A 22,544-nucleotide genomic window follows, 5' to 3' on the forward strand; every position below is an offset into this window, starting at 1 on the left:
TAAGAGTACTTAGCTGTTCGGGTTCAGGAACCACATCCGGCGTGATTTCTGGTGTGGATTGGGTAGCACAAAATGCATCAGGGCCTTCGGTCGCCAACATGAGTTTAGGTGGAGGTCAATCCACTGCATTAGATAGCGCGGTGCAAGGCGCGATTCAATCTGGAGTGAGTTTTATGTTGGCGGCAGGTAACTCAAATGCCGATGCGTGTAATACATCACCAGCTCGTGTACCAAGTGGTGTGACGGTAGGCTCAACGACCAGCTCTGATTCGCGTTCAAGTTTCTCGAACTGGGGCAGTTGTGTTGACCTATTCGCACCTGGGTCTCAAATTAAGTCAGCTTGGTATGATGGCGGCTATAAAACGATTAGCGGAACCTCCATGGCGACGCCACATGTTGCCGGCGTTGCAGCCTTGTACTTACAAGAAAACAACGGCTTAACTCCGCTTCAGCTTACAGGGTTACTGAACTCAAGAGCCTCGGAGAATAAGGTTTCTGACACAAGAGGCACCACCAATAAACTGCTATATAGCTTGGCAGACAGTGGTTGTGAGCCGGATTGCGGTGGTCCAACACCTGGACCGGATCCAGATGGAAAGCTAGTCTCTGGCGTGCCGGTTAATGGATTAAGTGGCAGCCGAGGACAAAAGGATTACTTCTACATGGACTTACAACAGGGCCAGCAGCTAACAGTGGTCACCATTGGTGGCACAGGCGACGCGGATCTGTATCTACGTTTTGGAGACAAACCAACGCTCAATACTTGGGACTGTCGACCTTATCGTTCGGGTAACAGTGAGACTTGTACGGTGAATGTCACCCAAAGCGGCAGATATCATGTGATGTTGAACGCTTACTCGGCTTACAGTGGCTTGACGCTCCAAGCAAACTTTTAACCTTAGGTTTGAATCACAGCTTAAGGAAGCCAAGTTACTCACTAGTTTAGTCAGTTCAAAAGACTGGTAGCTAAAGCCCACCTTGTTGTGGGCTTATTTTTGAGTCCTAATGTAATTCTTACTACTGTGTCGCCGTGTTATTTATGAGGACGTTGAGTTGCGACATTACCAGCTCTTAGACTGTTCCATATCGTCAGATAGGTGATCAATAAAGGCCCTTAACAACGGTGTGATTTGTTTGCGCGTCCCATAAACCGCGTGCACACCCAGCGTTTTCGGTTGCCACTCAGGAAGTAATGACACTAAAAGACCATCTTGTATCAAGCCTTCGACAGAAGGGAAGGGTAATATGCTGATCCCATTGCCTTTAAGTGTGGCAGACAACAATACCTCAGAGGTGTTGGCACTGATATTTCCTTTAATTGGAACAGATTCGAGTCCATTAGGACCGTTAAACGTCCACGCGGTTTTGCCGAAGTAACTGAATGACAGACAGTTGTGGTGCGCTAAATCTTGTGCGTTTGATGGCGTGCCTTTCTCCTTTAGATATTGAGGAGATGCGCAAATCACCGAGCGACATTCACCTAGCTGCTTCGCGACAATATTCGGCGTTAGTTCGTTAGTGATACGAATTGCCAAATCGATGCGTGATTCAACAAGGTTGACTGTTTGATCGGTAGAAACGATATCCATCGATACCTCTGGCGACTTGGCAATGAAACGGCTGATTACGTCCATCAGGAAACTATCAACAAGGGAGTAGCTTGCGGTAATACGCAGTTGGCCTTTTAAGTGTTCTCGGCTTTGGTTTCTGATACCTGCTAACGATGCTTCAAGGGCAAGCAGCTCTCTTGCGACTTCTAGTGTTTCTTTCCCTGCACTGGTTAAGCTCAAGCTTCGAGTGGTTCTATGAAGCAAGCGTGTGTCCATCCAGCTTTCGAGTTCCCCCAAATAGCGAGTGACTTTGGTTCGAGAGAGCTCAAGGTGCTCTGCTGCTGCACTCAAACTGCCACGTTCAACGATGGTGACAAAGACGTTCATTGCCTCGAGTTTATCCATTGTTCTAATTACCCAATGATTTTTGAATCTAATAGCTACCGGAAAATTAGTATATGTCCGAAAATCGCAACAGTGAAAGTTAATTTAATGTCTATTTCATCTAAATCCAATCAAATAAGATGTTTGCACACTCAATGAGTTGGCAGGCGTTCAGCTCGAAATAACGGAATCAAGCTATGAAAAAGTTATCTAAAATCCTTCTATCGAGAACCGCGCTTTTAGGAACGATGAGCCTAGGAGCAATGTTGGCAGCATCGAGTGTTGTCTCTGCTGTTGAACTAAACATCACTCATTACAATCCGGGTGAAAACGCGATATTCCCCGCAAGCTCTGTGTTGGTCGCGGGTGAGAAGGAAGTGATTTTGTTTGATGCGCAATTTAGCGTCGCAGATGGGCAAAAGTTGGTGGATCAAATCAAAGCGACTGGCAAAGAGTTGTCGATGGTTTACATCAGCAGCGGCGACCCAGATTTTTATTTTGGCTTAGAACCTATAGTAAAGGCATTTCCAAACGTCGAGATCGTTGCCAGTGAAGCGGTTGTTGCACATATCAAACGCACTAAAGATGCAAAGCTCGAATACTGGGGCCCAATCTTAGAAGACAACGCACCGTCTAAAGTCATTGTTCCAACCGTGCTTAACGACACCACGCTGAGCATAGAAGGTGAAACTATCGAAGTGAGAGAAATCAATACACACCAAGCTTATCTGTGGGTTCCATCTGAAAAAACGGTGTTTGGTGGCGTGTCGGTTTATAGCGGCGTGCATGTATGGATGGCAGATACTGCATCGAACGAGATTCGTAGCCAGTGGGCACAATCATTAGAGCGTATGAAAGCACTTGAGCCTGAAGTTGTCATTCCGGGTCACTACTTAGGTGAAATGCCAACGGGTACTAATGGCGTTCAATTTACATTGGATTACGTGGCTGATATTGAAAAGGCGTTAGCAAGCACAAGCAATCCAACGTCTGTTGATATCAGTGATTACATGAAGACAGCTTACCCGCAATTTAAGGCAACGGAAGGCGACCTAGAACTGGGTGCTAAAGTGTTAAGCGGTGAGATGGAGTGGCACTAAGTTCATTATCTCGGTTGTGTCTCAGAAAAGCTTGAAGATTGTGTGCTAGATTTAAGTTGATACACAACTGGAGATATCGATGATCTGGCTTTCAGTGAAAGTACTACAGATTGGACTTGTCTATGGATACAGGAAGTATCAAAAAACGAAAAGAGCTCCAGCTTAGGGGCTCTTTTTTTGTTTCGGAGAGGCGATTTTTTATTTCAAGTGGGAAAGAAAATCTGCATTTTCCCGGTTTACTGTTAGTAGTCAGATTAGCCTAGTAGCCAGATCTGTCCTGCAACTCAAAATCCCCAATAAGCGAAAGTATGTTGAAAATAGAACCCATTACCCCTCATATCGGTGCGCGAATCCATGGAGTCGATCTCGCCACATGCAGTGCTGATGAACTCGATAAGGTGTATCAGGCGCTGATTACCCATCAAGTCATCTTCCTAGGTGATCAAGTACTCTCACCAGAACAACACTTGATGATTGCAGAACGTTTTGGAACGTTAGAACCTGTGCATCCTTTTTTTCCTCGCGTGGAAAGCGCGCCTCAGGTCAGTGTGATTGAAACAACCCGTGGCAATGCTCCCATGGAAAGCTATTGGCATACCGATTTAACGTGGCGCAGCCTGCCATCTAAAGCTTCTTTGTTGCATGCTCAACATATTCCAAGCGTCGGCGGAGATACGATTTGGTGTTCGATGACCGCTGTGTTTGATTCATTAGATGAAAGTATGAAAGCAAAGCTGAGGGGCTTATCGGCGACTCACTCGCTGGTGGCTTTTGAAGGCATAGAGTCGGATCAGATTGAGCTTGATTGGCATAAGTCGCTAATTAAAACCGCACAGGAAAATCCACCAGTAATCCATCCTGTTGTTCAGAGCCATCCGGAAACAGGTAAAGAAACACTTTATATCAATGAGCAGTTTACCCGTTATATCAACGAAATAGACCGCCAAGAGAGCGATGAGTTGCTCAGCCAGTTGTTTGAAATTGCACGACGTCCAGAGTATCAGGTGCGCTTCAAATGGGAAAAGGGATCAATAGCGATATGGGATAATCGAGTAACTCAGCACTATGCTGTGATCGATTACGGCGATACCCCAAGAAAGATGCATCGCGTTACAGTGACATAATGGTAAGTAAGAGGGGTCATTGGTGTAAGCGCTAGCGGACAAATCTTAGGAACTCAGGTTTAGTGTCTGAATTAGAGTATAAAACTGAGACTTCATTCATCTTAGTCAATAATTAAAACAAAAGCGTTGATACATATTTGATTGAAACCTCACTGCTCGGACGTGATGTGTAATATAATCGACGCCAAAATATAAGAATAAAAATCAAACCATAGAATTAGTAAACGTTAGGGCTTAGAGAATAAAGAATTTCGTATGAACGCTATTCGTAAAGTTTATCAGTACGCAGAACCAAACCTTACTCTCGTGGGTTGGATGGGCTTTGTCGGCTTCCCAATTTACTACATAGTGTGGGAGTTCTTGTTCCCTCAACCTTATGAAAACTTAATGCTGCGTCTGTTTTGCTCAGTGTTATTTTTCGGCATTATCTATCGCAATCGTGTCCCATTTGAATGGCGAAAATACCTTCCGGCTTATTATCAAGTTGCTGTAACTATCTGTTTGCCAGGTTTCTTCTTCTACATGCTACTCATGAATAATTGGTCCAACGTTTGGGTTATGTCATTCATGTCGGCTATTTTCCTCCATATTTTATTAGTGCACGTGACAAGAGTGATGTTTGCACAAACCTTTGCCGGTATTGGGATAGCTACCTTGTGCGCTTGGATTGCACAAGGCTTCTACCTAGAACTCACAATGGATTGGACGCATGTGCCAATCTTTTTGTTTATCTACTTATTTGGCAACTTGTTCTACTTCCGCAATCAGATGGAACACGAGAATAAGGTGTCGTTGGCGAAATCTTTTGGAGCCGGTATCGCGCACGAGATGCGAAACCCCCTGAGCGGTTTGTTGACCTCTATTGATGTTATGCAGTCCATATTGCCGAACCCTAAAAGTGGTGTTCACAAAGGGCAATATGCTTTAAGCAACGAAGAAGTCATGCAGTTACGTGAAGTGGGCGATGAAGCGATGGAGATCATTCACTCAGGTAACGAGACGATTGATCTGTTACTGACTTCAATTGATGAAAACCGAGTATCTCGATCTACCTTCAAGAAGCATTCAGCGCAAGCGGTGATTGAGGGTGCGATAGACAGTTTCAATTACAAGCGCTCTGCTGATAAGTCAGCAATCTCCTTGGATGTGCAGAGTAACTTTGAGTTCTTGGGTAGCGACACCTTGTTGAAATACGTCATGTATAATCTGTTCAAGAATGCGTTCCATCATCGTAGCCCTGAAGATTTTCATATTCATGTCACCATGTTCAGTGATGAAGTGACGAACCAGATAATGGTGACGGATAACGGCTCTGGTATTTCGAGCGATATCATTCGTCGTATTTTCCAAGACTTTTACACCACAGGCCAGTCGGGTAATTACGGTTTAGGTTTGCCATTTTGTCAGAAGGTCATGCGCTCGTTTGGTGGTGAGATTAAATGCCAGTCTGAAGTGGATCAATGGACACAGTTCACGATGATTTTCCCATCTTTGACTTCCAATTCGGTAGAGGAAATCAAGAGCGAACTGACTAAACTCAAGACGGTGCTGATGATCAGTGATCAGACAGTGCTTTCCAGTAAAATGACTGAAATCTCTCGCTTTATGGGTTTTGACCTCCAGATTTTGAATGTGGCATCAGCGCTTCAGAATAAGGAATATCAATTTGAGTTCGACTTGATTTTCGTTGATATGGAGAGCTTGGATTTAAGAGCTAGTTGCCTCGATAAGATTGAATCGTTACTTTCGTTCACTGAGGCGCGAATCATTTACTTGTATGAGCGTCATCCTATCAAGCGTGTACGTAACATTTCTTTCGAGCCTATTTGGGTGGAAACACAAGTCTGGCTACTAAATACTAAAGCGACCATTGACCGTTTACTGTTTGACTCCAACTACGTGATGCCATCGGTTGCTGTAAAACCGCTAGAGGCCACCACTAGACGTACGATTATGGTGGTCGATGACAATGAATCTCTACGCCGATTTACGGCAATGTTATTGGAAAAACAGGGCTTTGATGTTGTGCAAAAAGAAGACGGACAACAAGCCTTAGATGCGCTTGATACCGACGAAATCGACTTGATCCTAATGGATATTGAAATGCCAATCATGGACGGTGTTGAAGCTTCTCGCCGAATTCGCAGTGCCGACAAAGAATACTCTTCGGTGCCGATTATTGCTCACACGGGTGACAGTTCTCCCGTTACCTTGGAAAAGATGGAATCATCAGGCATGTCGGACTTTATTGTTAAACCTGCCGATAAAAACCGACTGTTTGATAAAATTGCTCACTGGATTTAGCGGGTGTAATAATCTGAAGTTCACGGCCATTGGGTAGACATAGATTCAAGAAAGAGCTCAGCGAATTGCTGGGCTCTTTTTGTATCGCGACATGATAGCGTCCATTCAGTCCTGCCGTTGGTGTTGGTTATAAATATGGTTCGAAAAAGGTTACACGAACTCTAACTCGGGGTGATGGTACGCTTCGTGACAAACCGTGAGCACATGGTCAATGTCTCTTGGTGTCATATCGGCATTCACTGAAAAACGGATGATGTTTTTGTTCTTGCCAGTCGCAGGGCGGCAGAATACCGCACCGAACACATCACGTTCTTCTAAGAAGTCTCGCACACGCTCCGTGTTTCTTTCATTGCCGCACTCTAGCGCTACAATTTGAGACTCACTGCGGATATTAAAGCCAATTCGCTTTAGCCCCGTAGTCAGCGACTTAGCCCGATTGAATAAGGCTTCTCGTTTGTCTTCCGCACCTTTGATCACCTCCAACGTTTTCTCTAAACGAACCACTTCTTGTGGTAACACTGTTGAGCTAAAAATCGCAGGGTACGCCACAAACGGCAAGGTTTTAGACAGTTGTTTAGGGCCAAGGATTGCCCCAGCGCGATAAGCAAAGGTTTTTGCCAAGCTAACGGTGATGAAGTCGACTTGGTTGGTGAGCCCCAATGCTTGCACTAAGCCTGCACCATTCTCTCCATGTGTACCCAGTGAATGGGATTCATCAACGACGACCGCACAATAAAACTCTTGCGCCATTTCGTAGATGTCACGCAGTGGGGCAATGGTGCCTATTGTGCTGTAAACCGAGTCGACAACAATGACACCTGAGCCGTGGCGCTCTAACTGTTTGCGTAGGTGATTCATATTGTTATGCATAAACGGATGGGCAACTGCGCCGGCAGCCCGAATCCCTTCCCATAGCGACATGTGTGCAAGGAAATCAATATACACAGGTGTGCCCGGTGGGCAGATGGTTTGCAATAGCCCAATATTGGCCGCCCAGCCCGATTGAGAAAGCAAACAGCTCTCCATTCCAACATAGTTCGCAAGCTTAGTTTCAAGCGCAGGTTTAGACTGATCATCTTGTAAGAAAATGGCAGACATCACCACGTTGTCATCGTGCTCGCAGATCGCCGCTTGATGGGCTTGTTGGATCTGTTTGTTGTGTGACAGCGCTAAGTAATCATTGCTCTGCATCACAACGGAATTACGCTGGGGGCGTTTACCCAATACTAAATGCTTCTGGCTTTGGTTCTGGGTAATCAGGTCTTGAATATAGAAGTTCAAGCGTTCTTCGATAAAGGAAGGTAGTGGTTTGTTTTTTGTTTTATCACTCATAATAGTTCTCTTCAAATACAGGAAAACGCCAGCGCTGACGGCTGTATATTGACGATAAAAAGTGATGTGTCATTAGCCAAGTTGCATAATTTTGTGGGTGCTTGCAAACTCAGCATTTAAGGGTTTTGAGGCGAGTGGGTTTCCTTACGGTTCGGGGCTTTACCCGAATTAAGATAGGAATAATAGCCTTCTTTTTTATGACAAAAGGCTATTAGAATTCGGCATTCGAAGGCATTTAAAAAAGCGGATTTTGAAAGGCTACGTGCTACGTGCTACGTGCTGTTAGCTGTGAATATGGATAAGCTCGATTAAGGCATCCAATTGCTGCTTGGCTTCATCCTCTAACGGATACCCAATATTGAGGCGTAAGCAATTGCTGTAAAGGTCGAGAGTGCTGAACAGGTGTCCAAGCCTAATATCAATGTTCTGGTCGGCAACTGCCTGAGCAAAGGTTGCTTGGTTTAAGTTTGGGATTTGCAGCCAAAGCACCATGCCACCTTGTGGATTACTTATATTCACATCTTGAGGAAGATGCTGAGCCAAATAACTTAGGTATTGTTGGCGCAAAGACAAGATCTGAGTGCATCTTCTCCTCACGTGCTTAGCGTATTGGCCAGATCCAACAAAGTCAGCAACCGCAAGCTGAGTGGGCAGGGCAACGCTGTAGCTCGCAGCTGAGAACTGAGCCTTGTATTCGTTGATAAACCTGCCCGGCAAGCACCATCCCAAACGGTAACTCGGTGACAAACTTTTCGATACTGATCCACACCATAAGACAAAACCGCCTTTGTCGTAGTATTTCGCGGGGAGCGGCGTGTGTGAGGAGTAGGACAGTTCCAGATACACATCATCTTCAATGATCGGCACTCGATAGTGATTCGCTAATTCAGCCAGTTTCTGCTTTTGAGTGGCTGACATGTTGATCCCTTGAGGGTTCATATGAGAGGTACAAAAGATCGCGGCATCGACTTGTTTATTTTTCAAATGCGCTTCCAGTTGTTGCAAGTCGACACCATCATCTAGAGACGGGATTTCTATGATCTGGCGTGACATCTTTCCGAGTAACTCCAGAATTCCATTGAAACAAGGAGAGCTAATCGCAATGGTGTCGCCTTCTTTGGTACGCGATTCGAGTGCAGCTTTAATCGCTGACATACAGCCTGCGGTGATCACCATCTCTTCAGGTGAAAAATGGACATCGAGCTTGGCAAAGTAAGTGGATAATGCCTGTCGCAACATCGGCTCACCTTGTGTATCTGGGTAATGGTTGAGCCTACTTCCCATCCGTTTAATAGCGCGACGAAAACTTCGTTCCAATTCTACGATCGACTGCTCATCATTGGTGGTGCTCGAAACCCCTAAAGGTCCGCTGATTGAGTTGTGGGTCGAAGAGGTTTGCTTAACACTCGATATCTTACTCTCAAACTGTGCCCACTCTGGGGTTGAGTGAGCAGGTTTATGAGGAGAAACAAAATATCCCGCTTGCGGTCGAGAATGAATCCAACCTTGTGATTCCAGTTCTTGGTAGCAGCTCACCACGGTCGACATGCTGATCACCTGTTGCTTGGCGCTACTTAGTCAGTTATGGCTTTGTGTTCGGTGTGGGTATCTGGGGTATGGCTTCATGGTCGATCACTGCTGGTTTATCGTCTGGGCTTTCATCGGTCTTGCTTTCAACCAACGTATTAATCGGCATGGCGGTTGGCGTGTGGTTGTTCAAGGAGAGTGCTTCTATTCGTAAATTATTGGGTGCGATGCTAGCTATGTGTGCATTGGCGGTATTGGTATCTGCAGCTACGGGTAATGTCACCGTTAATGGCGTGATCTTGATTATGATTGCGGCGTGCAGTTGGACCTTGATGGGCGTGATTGTTAAGGCATCGAAAACCACTCAAGCTTTTGCGTTCAATGTCTGGGGGGTGCTGTTTGCTCCAGTGCCATTAGTGTTATTTGCCGTGATGTTACACGGTGACCAAATAATCTGGCAGGGCATCGAACAATGGGATTGGAACACGACGATTGCGGTGCTGTTTCAAGCTTACCCAACCACGCTATTTGGTTATTGGGTATGGAATAAGCTGCTAATCCAATACCCGTTAAGTACGACCGCGCCGTTAACCTTGTTAGTGCCTATCTTCGCATTGATTAGCGGTTACTTTATGTATGATGAGGTGCTGTCTGTGGCTCAGGTTGTTGCATCAATACTGTTTCTTGTCGGGATTGGTTTGATTGTGAAACCTGCGAATGTAACGAATACCAAAGCGACACAAACACTTGCTGAACAAAAATGATTGAAGAAAGCTGATATTGCATGAGCAGCTTTGAATGACAAATAAGACCTCGCACTTGTGAGGTCTTATTCTATGTCGAAGAAGTGAAGTTATTAAAATAACCAACTTACTAAGCAATCAACTAACCATACACGCAAGTAACTGGCTCTCAAGATCATATTCTATTTCTAGACCGATCATTTCTATTCTGATTTCGATACACTCATCGAGTTCTGATTCCGTCAAGCCATCCTCTGTTAAGTTGTAACCGAAAACCTCAAAAGAACATAGGCTTTTATAAGTGAATTCGAATTAAATTCTGAAATGATACAAATCTTATATTTAATAACGCTTATTTAGTAACCCTTGTTGAGTCCCATATCAAATCAAGTGGCTGATTTTATTGGGTATCGGAGAAAAGTCTCAAAAATTATTATTTAGTTCGCTAAAGTTTTAAATTCTATTAATGGTTGTTTGTATGGAATATAACTCCATTTCGTTACTGTTGAGTAGATGGTTTTTAGCTATATATGTGAAATTTGAAGCGAGTTATCTTTCTGATTTGAAAGAATAATTAAATAGTTAAGATAAAAAAGTTGGCGAAAATCAGAAGCTTGGCATACACTTTCCTTGTAAATGACCTTATCTCATTGATTGAATAGGGTAAATGCTTTGGCGCTACTGGCGATGGTAGCAATGTTTAACATAGCTTTGAGGAAAGTTTTATGGCACTCACGAAGGCCGATTTGGCTGAGAACCTGTTTGAGACACTCGGATACAGCAAGCGGGATGCCAAGGAAACGGTGGAAGTGTTTTTCGAAGAAGTTCGTAAAGCGCTCGAAAATGGCGAACAGGTAAAACTGTCTGGTTTTGGTAATTTTGATCTTCGCGAGAAAAACGAGCGACCTGGTCGTAACCCGAAAACTGGTGAAGACATTCCAATTTCTGCTCGACGTGTTGTTACTTTTAGACCGGGACAAAAACTAAAGGCCCGTGTCGAAAATATTAAAATCGAGAAGTAGCCAAGCAATAGACCACGCCTAGCGTGGTCTTTTTGTATCTGCATAGAGTTTAAGCTAAACGCATTTCTTTAATTTTTAGTAACCTTTCTCAAACTCCATCTATTTACTGTCCGGTAAGAACTTGCTTTAGATGCGAAAACAGAGGCTAGGCCTCTGACTTTGAATCTTCACTCTAAAGGGCTTGTTGAACCTTACTTGCGATGTCTTCAGACACCCAAGGCTTCCATACCTGTGGTGATTGTGTGAACCGGTGCTGGTGGATACATGGTCACTTTAGGAGATTCACAATCAGGTTGTGTCGTACAGTTACGGAATTCCTCAATGTCAGTACCACTTCCGAAATCAACCTTCACCATTTCATACTTACCTAGCACAGGCGTAGGCGACCAGTAATATCCAAACCATGCTTTTTTGCGTTCGTAAGCTTTCGCTATCGTACCTGCTAAAGCGGCGCCTGAGCCGGGATCAACCATTTCAAAATTGTGATCTTCTAACTTAAGCGCATCGAACAGGTGACCGGAGGTAATCTGACAAGTCCAACCCGCAGGGCAGCTATAAAACGCAAACTTCTCATCATCTTCTGGGTGTTCAAACAGCTTTGCGTTTTTAATCACACCTTCAATGGTTGTAAGCTCTGGGTACTGTTCAACAAGGTAGTTTGGTACCCAGAAACCTTCTTCACCGCCGTTGACCAAAGACTTGCCCGCGTAACGTAGACGCTTATCCGCAACACCCTTATCCAACGCTTCTTTGATGCCATTAGTCCAAAGCTCTGGCGCAACATCAGGTTGACCTTTTTCAATCATTGGCGTGCCCGTAGGGACGCTATCACCGGGGATTAAGTCCGCTTCACAGCCGTAGCCGTTATTCAAAATGAATTGGTCGACATGAGCAATAGGCTCGCCGAGTTCCAGTTCATGTCTGCAATGGTGATCTTTCCGCATTCGTCAGCACTAGCGTGTACAGAAAACGCAGCAAGTAGCGCGCTGGAAAGCATGGATTTGTTATTCTGCATTGACGTAATTCCTTTTCTTGTCAGAAGCTTATTCGCTATAGAAACAGAAATGTTCGACGGAGAAAAGAGACTGAGATCTAAATTTAAACGATCTGATTATTTGGGATAGGAAGTGGAGAGGCTACTCAACAAGTACTAAAAAGGGCTGCGAGTGCAGCCCTTGTGATGTTTATTGGAATAGCCTATCTATGTGTTAAGCCGCTTGAATGTGCGTTGTAATGTACGGTTGCCATGCTTGTTGGTAAAGCTCTAAAGATTGGCGTCGTAGGCTATTGATTTGTGCCGCTTCGATATCGTTGATTGGGCGATGTTCTGCAATTGCGTGACGCTCAATACCTTGGATAATTTCGTACAGCTCGTGCTCAGGACCACTTTTCACATCAGCAATCGCTTTTAAGTGAAGTTGAACCTCTGCAATGATGTTGGTTTTAGGCAAACGAACCAACAAGTTAAGGTCACGGTAACCAGAGTCAGCCGGCGATTTAAACTTATTTTTCAGCTTAACAACGTCTGCTTCACGGCTTAGCGCTTCGTAAACTTCAACCAAGCTCTCTACATCGTTCGCGATGATAGTTGCACGGGCTAAGTCGGTAATTTTTGTCACATCACCATCAAGCTCAAGGGCGATTTTTTCTTCTGCGCGAGCTTGAGATTTAACGCCAGCAAATAGCGCTTCAGAATTGGTGAGTAGGGCAGTACTTTTACAGATAGTTTCTAGTTCAGCTTGGCCTTGATGCGCTTTGCTGTACAAAATATCGAAGTCGGTGTAAGGCTGAGTCGGGCGTGAGTCGAAGGCTTTGATGCCGTAAAGGCCGCTCAAACTATGACGGAATACGTTTGAAGATACTTGGTTTTGCGCAGGAGTGCGCGTTTGATCTGTTGAACTTGTTGAAACAGGTGCTGCTGCGAATGCAGGCGCTCGGCTCAATACCAAAAGCATTAGGGCCGTCGTACGGAGAAATACACTCATTCAAACTCCAAAATACAAGGTTACAAAAAACGGGTAGTCAAAAGGGGTAACCAGTAACGCACAAGAGTAAAAACAGCTTAACTAATTTCACTACATATTAAATGAGGCTAGCTAAGACAGAAACCAATTCTAACGTTTAATATTGCTTTAAAATGTGAAGATATAGCCAAATAACCCAACCGTTAGTTCCGCAATTATCAGAACTTTGAACTTAGCCAGTTTCTGATTTTATCGAAATCAATTTAGTACTTTAAACCAAGCTAAGGTTGCTCTTACCTCTCTATCCTGTACCCTTGCATTATGACTGTTTAACATGAACGAAAGATGAATAATCCTGAATTTTGGCACAATAAATGGGCAGCCAACCAAATTGGTTTCCACCTCGAAGATGTAAACCCACTTCTGATTAAATTTTGGGAAAAGACTGAGCCTAGCTACGAGAAGAGTGTGTTTGTTCCACTTTGTGGCAAAAGTGAAGATCTGATTTGGCTAGCTTCAAAGCATGAAGATGTTCAAGGTGTCGAGTTAAGCCAGATTGCGGTTCGCGCATTTTTTGCAGAGCACCTTTATACCCCGACTGTGACTCAAATTAGCGGTCAGCACGAGCTCTACCAATTCGATGAACTGAACATCTACACGGGCGATTACTTTTCAGCGCCAATCCAACCTGTCGATACCATTTATGATCGCGCGTCTTTAGTCGCATTGCCTGAAGAGATGCGAGTGCAGTATGTCGAGCGTTTGAAACAACTACTGAAACCGGGTGGTAAGATTCTTTTGGTAACACTGGATTATGATCAAAGCGAGATGGCGGGGCCTCCGTTTAGCGTACCTAAGTTAGAGATTGCTCAATTGTTTGCAGGATACAAAATTACATTGTTGAATCAAGATATAGCGAACGATGAACATCCGAAGATTGCTAAGAAAGGGTTGTCTCGCTTCTGTGAAGAAGTGTATTTGATTGAGTCAGACGCTTAAGTTCAGTCTGCTTAGTTAAGCGAACAGATAACACCAACAAAAAGACGGGCTCGATAGCCCGTCTTTTTATGGTTCAGATTTGAACTCGTGATTGTTCAGAATTGAATAGCAGGTTAGTAAATCACTTTTACTTTTGACGCGCTCTCAATGGCATCTTCAATCGCTGTTTCTGTGCTGTTACGACGAGTAAGCGCCACACCTAAACGACGGCGACCATCGATATCAGGCTTACCAAACAGGCGAACTTGTGTTTGTGGTGCGTCTAGCGCCTCTGTAAGACCTTCAAAACGAATGTTGGTTGAAGTACCTTGGCCAAGGATAACCGCTGATGCACATGGGCCGTATTGCGTGATGGATTTGATCGGCATACCGGTAAAGGCGCGTACGTGCAGTGCAAATTCCGATGAGTCTTGAGACATCAGAGTAACCAAGCCAGTATCATGTGGGCGAGGGGAGACTTCATTGAAGATCACGTGGTCGCCTTTAACGAACAGTTCAACACCAAAGATGCCGTGACCGCCTAATGCGTTAACCACTTGCTCTGCCGTGTATTGCGCCGCTTTAAGTGCGTTGTCAGACATGACCTGTGGCTGCCATGATTCACGGTAATCACCGTCTTCTTGACGGTGACCGATAGGTGCACAGAAGTGAACACCGTCGACAGCACGAACGGTTAGAAGCGTGATTTCGTAATCAAAGTCGATGAAGCCTTCAACGATTACACGACCCGCGCCAGTACGGCCACCTTCTTGTGCGTAGTCCCAAGATTTCTGGATATCTTCTTCGGTTTTGATAACGCTTTGGCCTTTGCCTGAAGAACTCATTACCGGCTTAACAACGCAAGGCATACCTACGAATTCAACAGCGGCAGAGAAATCTTCCAAGGTGTCTGCAAAGCGGTAAGGAGAAGTGCTCAGTTTTAGTTCTTCTGCCGCTAGACGACGGATACCCTCGCGGTTCATCGTTAGCTTGGTCGCATTCGCAGTTGGAACGACATTTAAGCCTTGTGCTTCTAGCTCTACCAACTTGCTGGTGGCAATAGCTTCAATTTCAGGAACCACATAATCTGGCTTTTCTAGTTCAATGATTGCTTGAAGTGCATCGCCGTCTAACATGTCTAATACATGGCTACGATGCGCAACTTGCATTGCTGGTGCGTCTGCATAACGGTCACAAGCAATAACTTCCAAACCTAAACGTTGGCACTCGATAGCAACTTCTTTGCCGAGTTCACCTGAACCTAATAGAAGTACACGAGTAGCATTTTCACGAGTAGCAGTACCAAACATAGAAATTCCTTCCGATCTTTTGAACGATTGATTGAAAACGGGGTGATCATACTTATTTCAATGACAAAAGCAAACGTTTGCGCAAGTTGTTGCTTTAATTACAGGTATAAAAAAAGCAGCCCTGTTAAATAGGGCTGCTTATTTAAATTTTTGTTAATCAGATGTGCTTATATTGCTAAGTAAGTCACTGGAATGTCGGGATTAATCGCTTCTAATGTAGATTGCGTATCCGCTAGGTGACTGATGCTACCTTCTGCGATTTCAACCAAAGCAGCACTTTCAATTTGTTCGAAATCGAAGCCAGCCAGTTTAAGTTGAATTAACGCGACTTGAAGGGGTGGTAGGCTCGGGTTGAACGCCGCATTTTCTGCGTAAGCACCCGTAAAAATTTCACCTGACGTCAGTTGTAGTGAAACACCACTTAGGTTTTTGGTGTAAGGAGCATGGCTGCGGTTTAGTGCTGCTAGCGCTTCTACAACAATAGGCGTTGTTTCTTCGGTCGTGTACTTATGATCAAGCTTTGTCATTAGGCCAGTTGTCACACCTAAATCAGCAGGGCCGAACGAGTCTGGTAGGTACTCTTGCAGAGACATTTCATCACGTTGTGGCAGCTGAACTTTAAGTTCTTTTGCTGTTGTCAGTTCGTTCATGAATTGACGACAGTGACCACAAGGACTGAAGTTGATGGTGATATCTGAGATACCTAGTTCGCCTTTCATCCAAGCGTGGCTGATTGCAGATTGCTCAGCGTGAACGGTTTGACCAAGTTGAGCACCAGCGATTTCAAGGTTTGCACCAAAATACAGAGTACCAGACAAACCACGCACGATTGCACCAACATAAAAGTCAGATAACGGAGCGTAAGAATACGCTGCGGCAAAAGGAAGTAGCGCAATACGTAGTTCGTCATCCGCTAGACCACTTGCTTGCAGTAGGCTAGCAAATTGTTCTGGAGACAATGTCGCGTCAAAGTTGTCTGCTAATACGATGTCACTCAAAAGCGCTTTCATTGATGATGGAGCACTTTCCAGCGCCAGGGTAATACGACTGTTCATGTTGAATCCTTAATTGACCTTAGGCTTTAAGTTTATGCATTGCTCAGGAACTTTCTGTGATAAAGATCACTATTGAATTGTTGTTGTTACATTGGTTTGCATAATTAGAGTGAGGTCACACTTGAAATCGATTACAAGAGCCATTTATACAGCTGATATCGCACTTATTGCTCGTAAAAGACCGTGACTTGACTGCTATTGCTAAATAAATGCGAATAAAAAGCCCAAACAGACACTGTAATAAACAGCATTCTGGTTGGGCTGAATCGCGTAGTGATCGTTTAGGTTAAGAGTAGAACCAAACCACGAGCGAAAATATACTCGGTGCGATGATTGAGGTAATGACGCCACAAAGCACAAGAGCCAAAGAACTGAATGCTGCATCTTCCTGATTCTTTTCCGCACAAGTCGCGGTGCCTAAAGCGTGAGACACGGTACCCATGGTTAAACCACGGGCGATCGGGCTCTTAATACCAATGAGGTTGTAGATTGGGTAAGCAAAAATTGCCCCAAATAGACCCACAATCAATACCAGTATTGCCGCAATCGCTGCTTCACCACCTAAATGGCTCGATACTTCCATTGCAATTGGCGTGGTGACTGATTTGCCTAACAAGCTCGCAATCAAAGTTAAGTCCGCTTTAAATGCTACTGCGATCACTGCCGTTGTTGTCATCGACATCACACTGCCTAGCGTGCACGCAAAGGTAATGATGCGCCAGTTGGCTCTGATTTGAGGTAGCTGCTCATAAAGTGGGTAAGCAAGTGCAACAACCGCAGGCTGCAGCATGTAGGTAATCCAAGTGTTGTCAGCATAGTAAGTCTCAAACGGTACTCTAAAGAACGTGAGAATCGGAATGATGATACCAATGCTGATAAGCAGGGGGTTACACAGCGGCGAGTTTACTTTTTGACTTACCCAGCGAGCAAATAGGAATACCACGATGGTGAGTAGAATCCACATGATCAGTTACCTCTCGAAAGCAAGCGGTCTAAGAACCATGATAAGGATACTAACACCAATAATGTGCCACCAACGGCGCTCGCCATAATTGGCAATGCGTTCGCGATGAGCATGTCGAAATGATCCATCAACCCAACACTGATTGGAACAAACAGTAAGATCATTAGGCGGATCATCAAGCTTGCACCGGGTTGTACCCAGTGCGAAGGAACAATACCAATCACCATGGCGGCAAACAGAATCAACATGCCAAAAATACTGCCTGGGATTGAGGTATCCAAAAAGTGCTGTAACGCGTTACCTGCTGTAAGTGCACCTATGATTAAGGTGAAGGAGATTAAGCAGTAAACCAGTTGGATCAATCTTTCTTTCAAAGTGTTACGTCTCTTGATAATGGAATTAGCTAGCTAACTTTTCTACGTATTGATAAACCGCCTTTAAGATAGCCATTTTCTTCTCGTCACTTTCATGTTCATGCGCGAGGTTTTCAAGGTTTAGCATGTACTCTTCTAAACGGCTTTCATAAAACTCACGACAATGGTTCGCCCATTTCAATTGCTCAGCTTCGTCGAGCGTCCATGGGAAGTTACGCGCACGGTAACGGAACAGTAACGGTTTAATACGTTCATCACCGAAGGTGATATCTAAAGCTGCCAAGTTATTTGGGTCAGTTTCGCGAATGATGTTCATCGCTGTTTTATCAGCAGGTGAGAAGAAACCGTCATAAAGGTGTGTATCAACATCATCACTCTTTTCGTACTCTCGCTCTTGTGAGTACAGGCCGATCAGTTTTTCGCGGATCTCTGGGTGTTCGCGCAGCAGTGCCAAGTTCTTCAAGCATTGTTGGCGATCAATACCGATGGTTTCGGCATTTTCAGCCGTCAGCGTTTTGGCTGGAGCAAGAATAGGGCACTTGTTCAGTTGAACCAATTTGATTGGTACTGGTAGCTCGTCTTCACCCAGTTCACTGCGTTTGGTGTAGAGTCTGTCTCTGAGTTCATCAGCGTCCAGTTCTAACAGTGGGCTTGGATCTTTGGCTAAATCAACCACGATAACCGCATTTTGATTGGTTGGGTGCCAAGCCATAGGCACAATCCAACTTGTGTAGTTGCAGTCACGGCCAAACATGCCCGAAACGTGCATCAATGGTGTCATGTTTACGATATCAACCAGCTCATTCAGCTTACGCTTATGACGCATGTTGTAAAGGTAATCGAACATCTTAGGTTGCGCAGCTTTCAGCTTCTTCGCTAACTCGATGGTCGCAATAACATCGGCCATCGCATCGTGCGCGTTCTCGTGTTCAATGCCGTTTGCCACAGATAGGTGTTCCAGTTTGAAGCTTGGGTAACCTTCTTCGTTCTCTGGCCAAACAATGCCTTCAGGACGCAGTGCGTGAACAGCGCGCATTACATCTAATAAATCCCAACGAGAGTTGCCATTCTGCCAGCTCCACGCATATGGGTCGATGAAGTTTCGGTAACAGGTGTAACGCGTTACTTCATCATCAAATCGAATACTGTTGTAGCCAAGGCTTGTGGTGTTTGGTTTGGCTAACTCAGCATGGATCTTAGCGATAAACTCTGGTTCAGGAAGACCTTGTGAAGCCGCTTTTTGTGGTGTGATACGGGTGATCAGTGCAGCTTCAGGCGCAGGGAGGTAATCAGCGGGAGGTTGGCAATAGATAACCAGAGGCTCTCCAATAACATTGAAATCTTGGTCGGTACGAACACCCGCAAACTGACTCGGACGGTCTTTTGCTGGGCTAACGCCCCATGTTTCGTAATCGAAAAAGAAGTAGGTTGGCTGATTATCTGAACTCATTGAATTTCCTGAACAGCAAGCGCGGAACGTTTACTGTGGCTGAAGGTTAGTTTTGTTCAGTATCTGATAGTATGCGGTACGCGTGCAACCCAGATCACAAATAAATTGCCGGAAAACGGTGCTTTACTATTCAATCGAGTCAGTGGGGAAGGTTTTGAAACCAATTGAGGCGGTTTCTTAGTTAATACAATCTGTCTATCGTCCGTTTAATCCGATGGAGGCGAGAGTATCAACTGGACTTTCTGCTTCATGGTTAACTCTCGGTTCTTCAAATCTTTGAATATGGCCTTCCATTCTTGAAAGGTGACCACTATCGGATTAAAACTGTTCACGGGTTTGGTGACGCCATAACGTACAGTTTCAACTTCAGGTTCGAATGTACCAAATAACTTATCCCAGATAATAAGAACGCCGGCGTAGTTCTTATCAATGTATTGCGGGTTTTTGCCGTGATGTACTCGATGATGCGAAGGGGTATTAAAGATGTATTCAAGTGGCCCCAAGCTTCGTATCCATTGTGTATGGACGAAGAACTGCAAACCTAGATTGAGAAGCACCACAAAGATGACCCACTTAGGGGCAAAACCTATGATGACCAACGGTATCCAGAAAAGCCACATCCCAGCAAGTGGATACATTAAGCTTTGACGGAAAGCCGTACTGAAGTTCATGCTTTCTGAACTGTGGTGTGCCACGTGTGCTGCCCACATCCAGCGAACACGATGGCTTGCTCTGTGGAACCAGTAATAGCAAAAGTCTTGCAACACCATCAATACAACAAAACTCAGCACGCCCATTTCAATGTCCATTAGGCGCCAACCAAACATCCAGAGATACAGCTGCACGACCAATAACCCGGTGAGCAAATCGGAGAGTTGATGCATTCCCGCCAGCGTGAAATTACACATCACTTCTGAAAGCTTATAGCTGGAGTTATCAGGCAGTCGACCTTGCTTCTGACCGATAAAATACTCAGCCAACATGCACACCACGAACAAGGGCGCTAATACCAGCAGTAGCCATTCTGGGTAATTGATTAATGCGTCGATATTCATGTTTTATCCTTGTTGAGACGCCATACGCGTTCTTAGTATCAAGTTTACTTAGACTTGCTCGCCTGAAATTCAGTTAGCAAAATTTCGCTACCAGCGAGCAAAGTGATCTTCTGTTAGGCCAAGAACACCATCGAGTTGATGTGTCACTCCATTGTTGTCTTCAATCGAGCCAGAAAAGTGACCAATGAACTGACGAAAGTTACTTTTTAACAGCCATAAATTGAGCTTTTCGCTGCGATTATTTAAGGGCGTAAAGGTCAGGTTTATACGTCCATCTTGTGATGTTATCTGCCAAGGTAAATTGGTGTCTTGGCGACTAAACGCAAACTGTACCGGGTTAAGTAAGTGCCGAGTTCCATTGATCCATAAAACGTTCTCGCAGCCTCCGGTTTCATTGACGCCTGCTGCGAGGTTCAAGCCAATATCTGTCCCATTGGATTGCGTGTTGATGCTTGCCCAGCGCCAACTGGTTTCACGTCTCATGTAACCCGCTGAAAAGTCATAACCGGCACGAGCTTGAGTGAGATCGAGTGATTCTCCTTTGATTTGGATGTCGCCGCTGATGCGCAAAGCATTGTGCTTTTGGGTGTAAGTCCAACCTGAATAACCCGTTGAGCTACACATCGCCATGGGCAGGCTGTCGGTTTCAGGCTCTAAAGCGATATCGGCCTTGATGAGTTTGGTCTTCAAGCGAACTCGCCATTGTCCGCCCTCGATATAGAAAGCAATGCTTTGATCTGCAATGCTTGTCTTTCCTTCAAATGGTGAAGGCGTTACATGCTTATCAAACCCTAATGGCCTCAACCAAGATGACTCTTGCAGATGGTTGTTTTCTATGTCGTACAGATAACAAAATGCCGAGCCTAAGTAGCGAATATCCGCGATAGCGACGCCGATAATGTGTGTGTCGGTGACGATGCTGACAAACTGGAATTGCTTATAGTGGAAGTGCTTCTGCCAAGGGTTTGCTTTTGAATCCATCGAGTTTCGGTAGTCAAAGTTCTCGATGTTTAGGTGTTTAAGGATGCCATCGAAATGCCCAATGATCGGCTGACCATTAGAATTAATCAAACTGTGTGGGGCTGGGTTGGTTTTTATCATTGCGATGGTTCACATTATTTTAACAACTAAAGCCATTGTGCGATGAGTAGCGTAGAATTGGGAGGTCATATTCGGACAAGAGCGCGTTACCAATCACGATTTTGTCAGTAGTGTTGTTGAAGCTGAGTAGTCATGTTTATGGGAATGGGCTCGATATAAGGAGAGACGATTGGAGATTATCGCGGAGTATAAGCCAACCGGACATAGGCACCAGTTGGGTACATTAGATATCGCGCTGCTGTTGAATACGCTAGAGCAACGAGGTATCGATATTGAAAGGCTACTCAATGATGTGGGTTTGCCGAACATGGATTGGCGAGGTCCGAATGGAAAACTGACTTACGCTGACAAGCTTTCGTTGTTTAGCGCGGCTAATCAGAGTTTTCCTCACGATGGTTTGGGGCTTTGGTTGGGGGAACACGCTAGCTTGAGCCACTTTGGTGTGTTGGGTTATGCGCTATCGACCAGTCAAAATGTCGGGGAGGCCATCAAGTCGGGCTTCAAGTATTTGCGCCTGAACGGTCCTATTTTCTCGGTTAAATTGTTTCTAGATTCCGAGCACGCAGTGATTCAGATTGAGAACACCTTGGAAGTGGGCGATCTGCTCCCTTTCTGCAGTGAGTATTTCTTAAGTTCCATCGTCTCTTTGTTCAAAGAACTGACTGGTCATGAGTTGGATATTCACACTTTGGCTTTGCCTTATGCTCGTCCCAATTACGCTAAGCTCTATGACGACCGTTTCCAGTGCCCTGTAGTTTTTGAGCAGAGCCATTGTGAATTGCGTTTTGATGCCTCGGTTTTATCACAGACCTTATTGACTCATGATGCCGCGACACTGAAGCGCTATCTTGCGTCTTGCCAGTCGATAGTCGAAACGTTGGACTCTGAGCATCTGCTGACTAATCAGATCAAAACGATCTTTTATCAAACCGCAGGTAGTTTCCCGACTATAGAACAACTCGCGGATGAGTTTGGTTGTAGCTCTCGTACACTCAGGCGAGAGCTAGTGACCCATGAATCCAGTTACCAAATATTGCTTACCGAAGTTCGAGTGGAGCTGGCCAAAGAGCTATTACTCGGCACAACCATGAGCATTGATGACATCGGTGAAAGGCTCGGTTATAGCGACCCTGCAAATTTCAGAAGGGCGTTTAAAGGTTGGCTCAATAAAACGCCCGCTCAGTTTCGTGATGGTTTAAGTTAAGGC

The 22,544-nt window shown here is 44.9% G+C and carries 17 protein-coding genes and 4 pseudogenes; 8 read left to right on the forward strand and 13 right to left on the reverse strand.

From position 1 onward, the window contains the following. Positions 1-896 (forward strand): S8 family peptidase (locus A136_RS10165; protein WP_017065496.1); only part of this gene is annotated, 896 nt, incomplete at its 5' end. A gap of 165 nt (positions 897-1,061) precedes the next feature. Here the strand turns inward: A136_RS10165 and A136_RS10170 are convergent. Beyond that, a complete protein-coding gene (locus tag A136_RS10170) occupies positions 1,062-1,955 on the reverse strand; it encodes a LysR family transcriptional regulator (protein ID WP_017065497.1) in 894 nt (297 codons plus the stop codon). A gap of 176 nt (positions 1,956-2,131) precedes the next feature. Between A136_RS10170 and A136_RS10175 the strand changes: the two genes are divergently transcribed. The 3 genes from A136_RS10175 (at position 2,132) to A136_RS10185 (ending at position 6,462) form a co-directional block, all read left to right on the forward strand. Further along, positions 2,132-3,034 (forward strand): Vmh family MBL fold metallo-hydrolase, encoded by a 903-nt coding sequence (locus A136_RS10175; RefSeq protein ID WP_017065498.1) that lies wholly within the window; start codon positions 2,132-2,134, stop codon positions 3,032-3,034. Positions 3,035-3,342: 308 nt separating this feature from the next. Next, positions 3,343-4,158 (forward strand): TauD/TfdA dioxygenase family protein, encoded by an 816-nt coding sequence (locus tag A136_RS10180; protein ID WP_017065499.1) that lies wholly within the window; start codon positions 3,343-3,345, stop codon positions 4,156-4,158. A 255-nt stretch (positions 4,159-4,413) separates the two neighbouring features. Then, positions 4,414-6,462: an ATP-binding response regulator gene (locus A136_RS10185; protein WP_017065500.1), complete on the forward strand. Its 2,049-nt coding sequence runs from the start codon at positions 4,414-4,416 to the stop codon at positions 6,460-6,462. Between the two features lie 150 nt (positions 6,463-6,612). Here the strand turns inward: A136_RS10185 and cqsA are convergent, their stop codons facing one another. Together cqsA and A136_RS10195 are read right to left on the reverse strand one after the other, a co-directional pair. Then, entirely contained in the window at positions 6,613-7,794 is a 1,182-nt protein-coding gene (cqsA, locus tag A136_RS10190; RefSeq protein ID WP_017065501.1) for an alpha-hydroxyketone-type quorum-sensing autoinducer synthase, read from the reverse strand. A 282-nt stretch (positions 7,795-8,076) separates the two neighbouring features. Next, a pseudogene (locus tag A136_RS10195) lies at positions 8,077-9,363 on the reverse strand (PLP-dependent aminotransferase family protein); the annotation flags it as partial. Here A136_RS10195 and A136_RS10200 point away from each other — a divergent pair. After that, positions 9,354-10,085: pseudogene (locus tag A136_RS10200) on the forward strand (DMT family transporter); the annotation flags it as partial. The pseudogenes A136_RS10195 and A136_RS10200 overlap by 10 nt on opposite strands. 117 nt (positions 10,086-10,202) lie before the next feature. Here the strand turns inward: A136_RS10200 and A136_RS23040 are convergent. Next, positions 10,203-10,340, reverse strand: a pseudogene (locus tag A136_RS23040) (GTP-binding protein); the annotation flags it as partial. Between the two features lie 449 nt (positions 10,341-10,789). Between A136_RS23040 and ihfA the strand changes: the two are divergent. Then, positions 10,790-11,086, forward strand: coding sequence for an integration host factor subunit alpha (gene ihfA, locus A136_RS10205; RefSeq protein ID WP_004734853.1), 297 nt, complete (start codon positions 10,790-10,792; stop codon positions 11,084-11,086). Between the two features lie 230 nt (positions 11,087-11,316). Here the strand turns inward: ihfA and A136_RS10210 are convergent. After that, positions 11,317-12,101, reverse strand: a pseudogene (locus A136_RS10210) (glycine betaine ABC transporter substrate-binding protein); the annotation flags it as partial. A gap of 193 nt (positions 12,102-12,294) precedes the next feature. Beyond that, positions 12,295-13,071, reverse strand: coding sequence for a RelA/SpoT domain-containing protein (locus tag A136_RS10215; RefSeq protein ID WP_017065504.1), 777 nt, complete (start codon positions 13,069-13,071; stop codon positions 12,295-12,297). Between the two features lie 324 nt (positions 13,072-13,395). Between A136_RS10215 and A136_RS10220 the strand changes: the two genes are divergently transcribed. Further along, positions 13,396-14,049, forward strand: a complete 654-nt coding sequence (locus tag A136_RS10220) for a thiopurine S-methyltransferase (RefSeq protein ID WP_017065505.1) — start codon at positions 13,396-13,398, stop codon at positions 14,047-14,049. A gap of 113 nt (positions 14,050-14,162) precedes the next feature. Here the strand turns inward: A136_RS10220 and purT are convergent, their stop codons facing one another. The 7 genes from purT to A136_RS10255 all read right to left on the reverse strand — a co-directional run bounded on the left by purT (position 14,163) and on the right by A136_RS10255 (position 21,337). Next, positions 14,163-15,338, reverse strand: coding sequence for a formate-dependent phosphoribosylglycinamide formyltransferase (gene purT / locus A136_RS10225; RefSeq protein ID WP_017065506.1), 1,176 nt, complete (start codon positions 15,336-15,338; stop codon positions 14,163-14,165). 167 nt (positions 15,339-15,505) lie between these two features. Further along, the gene (cdd, locus tag A136_RS10230; RefSeq protein ID WP_017059133.1) at positions 15,506-16,393 is read right to left on the reverse strand and encodes a cytidine deaminase; all 888 of its coding nucleotides are present in this window, start codon (positions 16,391-16,393) and stop codon (positions 15,506-15,508) included. A gap of 286 nt (positions 16,394-16,679) precedes the next feature. Further along, a complete protein-coding gene (locus A136_RS10235; protein WP_017059134.1) occupies positions 16,680-17,357 on the reverse strand; it encodes an LrgB family protein in 678 nt (225 codons plus the stop codon). 2 nt (positions 17,358-17,359) lie between these two features. Beyond that, on the reverse strand, positions 17,360-17,731 hold the full coding sequence (locus tag A136_RS10240; RefSeq protein ID WP_017065507.1) for a CidA/LrgA family protein: 372 nt from the start codon (positions 17,729-17,731) through the stop codon (positions 17,360-17,362). Between the two features lie 25 nt (positions 17,732-17,756). Beyond that, the gene (gene sbcB / locus A136_RS10245) at positions 17,757-19,181 is read right to left on the reverse strand and encodes an exodeoxyribonuclease I (protein WP_017065508.1); all 1,425 of its coding nucleotides are present in this window, start codon (positions 19,179-19,181) and stop codon (positions 17,757-17,759) included. A 206-nt stretch (positions 19,182-19,387) separates the two neighbouring features. Continuing rightward, the gene (locus tag A136_RS10250; protein WP_017059137.1) at positions 19,388-20,236 is read right to left on the reverse strand and encodes a sterol desaturase family protein; all 849 of its coding nucleotides are present in this window, start codon (positions 20,234-20,236) and stop codon (positions 19,388-19,390) included. Between the two features lie 87 nt (positions 20,237-20,323). Next, entirely contained in the window at positions 20,324-21,337 is a 1,014-nt protein-coding gene (locus A136_RS10255; RefSeq protein WP_017065509.1) for a DUF2804 domain-containing protein, read from the reverse strand. Positions 21,338-21,506: 169 nt separating this feature from the next. Between A136_RS10255 and A136_RS10260 the strand changes: the two genes are divergently transcribed. After that, positions 21,507-22,541 (forward strand): AraC family transcriptional regulator, encoded by a 1,035-nt coding sequence (locus A136_RS10260; protein ID WP_017065510.1) that lies wholly within the window; start codon positions 21,507-21,509, stop codon positions 22,539-22,541. Positions 22,542-22,544 lie beyond the last annotated feature (3 nt).

This window comes from Vibrio crassostreae 9ZC13, from assembly GCF_000272045.2.
Classification (GTDB): domain Bacteria; phylum Pseudomonadota; class Gammaproteobacteria; order Enterobacterales; family Vibrionaceae; genus Vibrio; species Vibrio crassostreae_C.

Coding starts and splice junctions, on each gene's coding strand:
- A136_RS10170 (WP_017065497.1), bottom strand. CDS start 1,955: ATGGATAAACTCGAGGCAATGAACGTCTTTGTCACCATCGTTGAACGT.
- A136_RS10175 (WP_017065498.1), top strand. CDS start 2,132: ATGAAAAAGTTATCTAAAATCCTTCTATCGAGAACCGCGCTTTTAGGA.
- A136_RS10180 (WP_017065499.1), top strand. CDS start 3,343: ATGTTGAAAATAGAACCCATTACCCCTCATATCGGTGCGCGAATCCAT.
- A136_RS10185 (WP_017065500.1), top strand. CDS start 4,414: ATGAACGCTATTCGTAAAGTTTATCAGTACGCAGAACCAAACCTTACT.
- cqsA (WP_017065501.1), bottom strand. CDS start 7,794: ATGAGTGATAAAACAAAAAACAAACCACTACCTTCCTTTATCGAAGAA.
- ihfA (WP_004734853.1), top strand. CDS start 10,790: ATGGCACTCACGAAGGCCGATTTGGCTGAGAACCTGTTTGAGACACTC.
- A136_RS10215 (WP_017065504.1), bottom strand. CDS start 13,071: ATGAGTGTATTTCTCCGTACGACGGCCCTAATGCTTTTGGTATTGAGC.
- A136_RS10220 (WP_017065505.1), top strand. CDS start 13,396: ATGAATAATCCTGAATTTTGGCACAATAAATGGGCAGCCAACCAAATT.
- purT (WP_017065506.1), bottom strand. CDS start 15,338: ATGTTTGGTACTGCTACTCGTGAAAATGCTACTCGTGTACTTCTATTA.
- cdd (WP_017059133.1), bottom strand. CDS start 16,393: ATGAACAGTCGTATTACCCTGGCGCTGGAAAGTGCTCCATCATCAATG.
- A136_RS10235 (WP_017059134.1), bottom strand. CDS start 17,357: ATGTGGATTCTACTCACCATCGTGGTATTCCTATTTGCTCGCTGGGTA.
- sbcB (WP_017065508.1), bottom strand. CDS start 19,181: ATGAGTTCAGATAATCAGCCAACCTACTTCTTTTTCGATTACGAAACA.
- A136_RS10250 (WP_017059137.1), bottom strand. CDS start 20,236: ATGAATATCGACGCATTAATCAATTACCCAGAATGGCTACTGCTGGTA.
- A136_RS10255 (WP_017065509.1), bottom strand. CDS start 21,337: ATGATAAAAACCAACCCAGCCCCACACAGTTTGATTAATTCTAATGGT.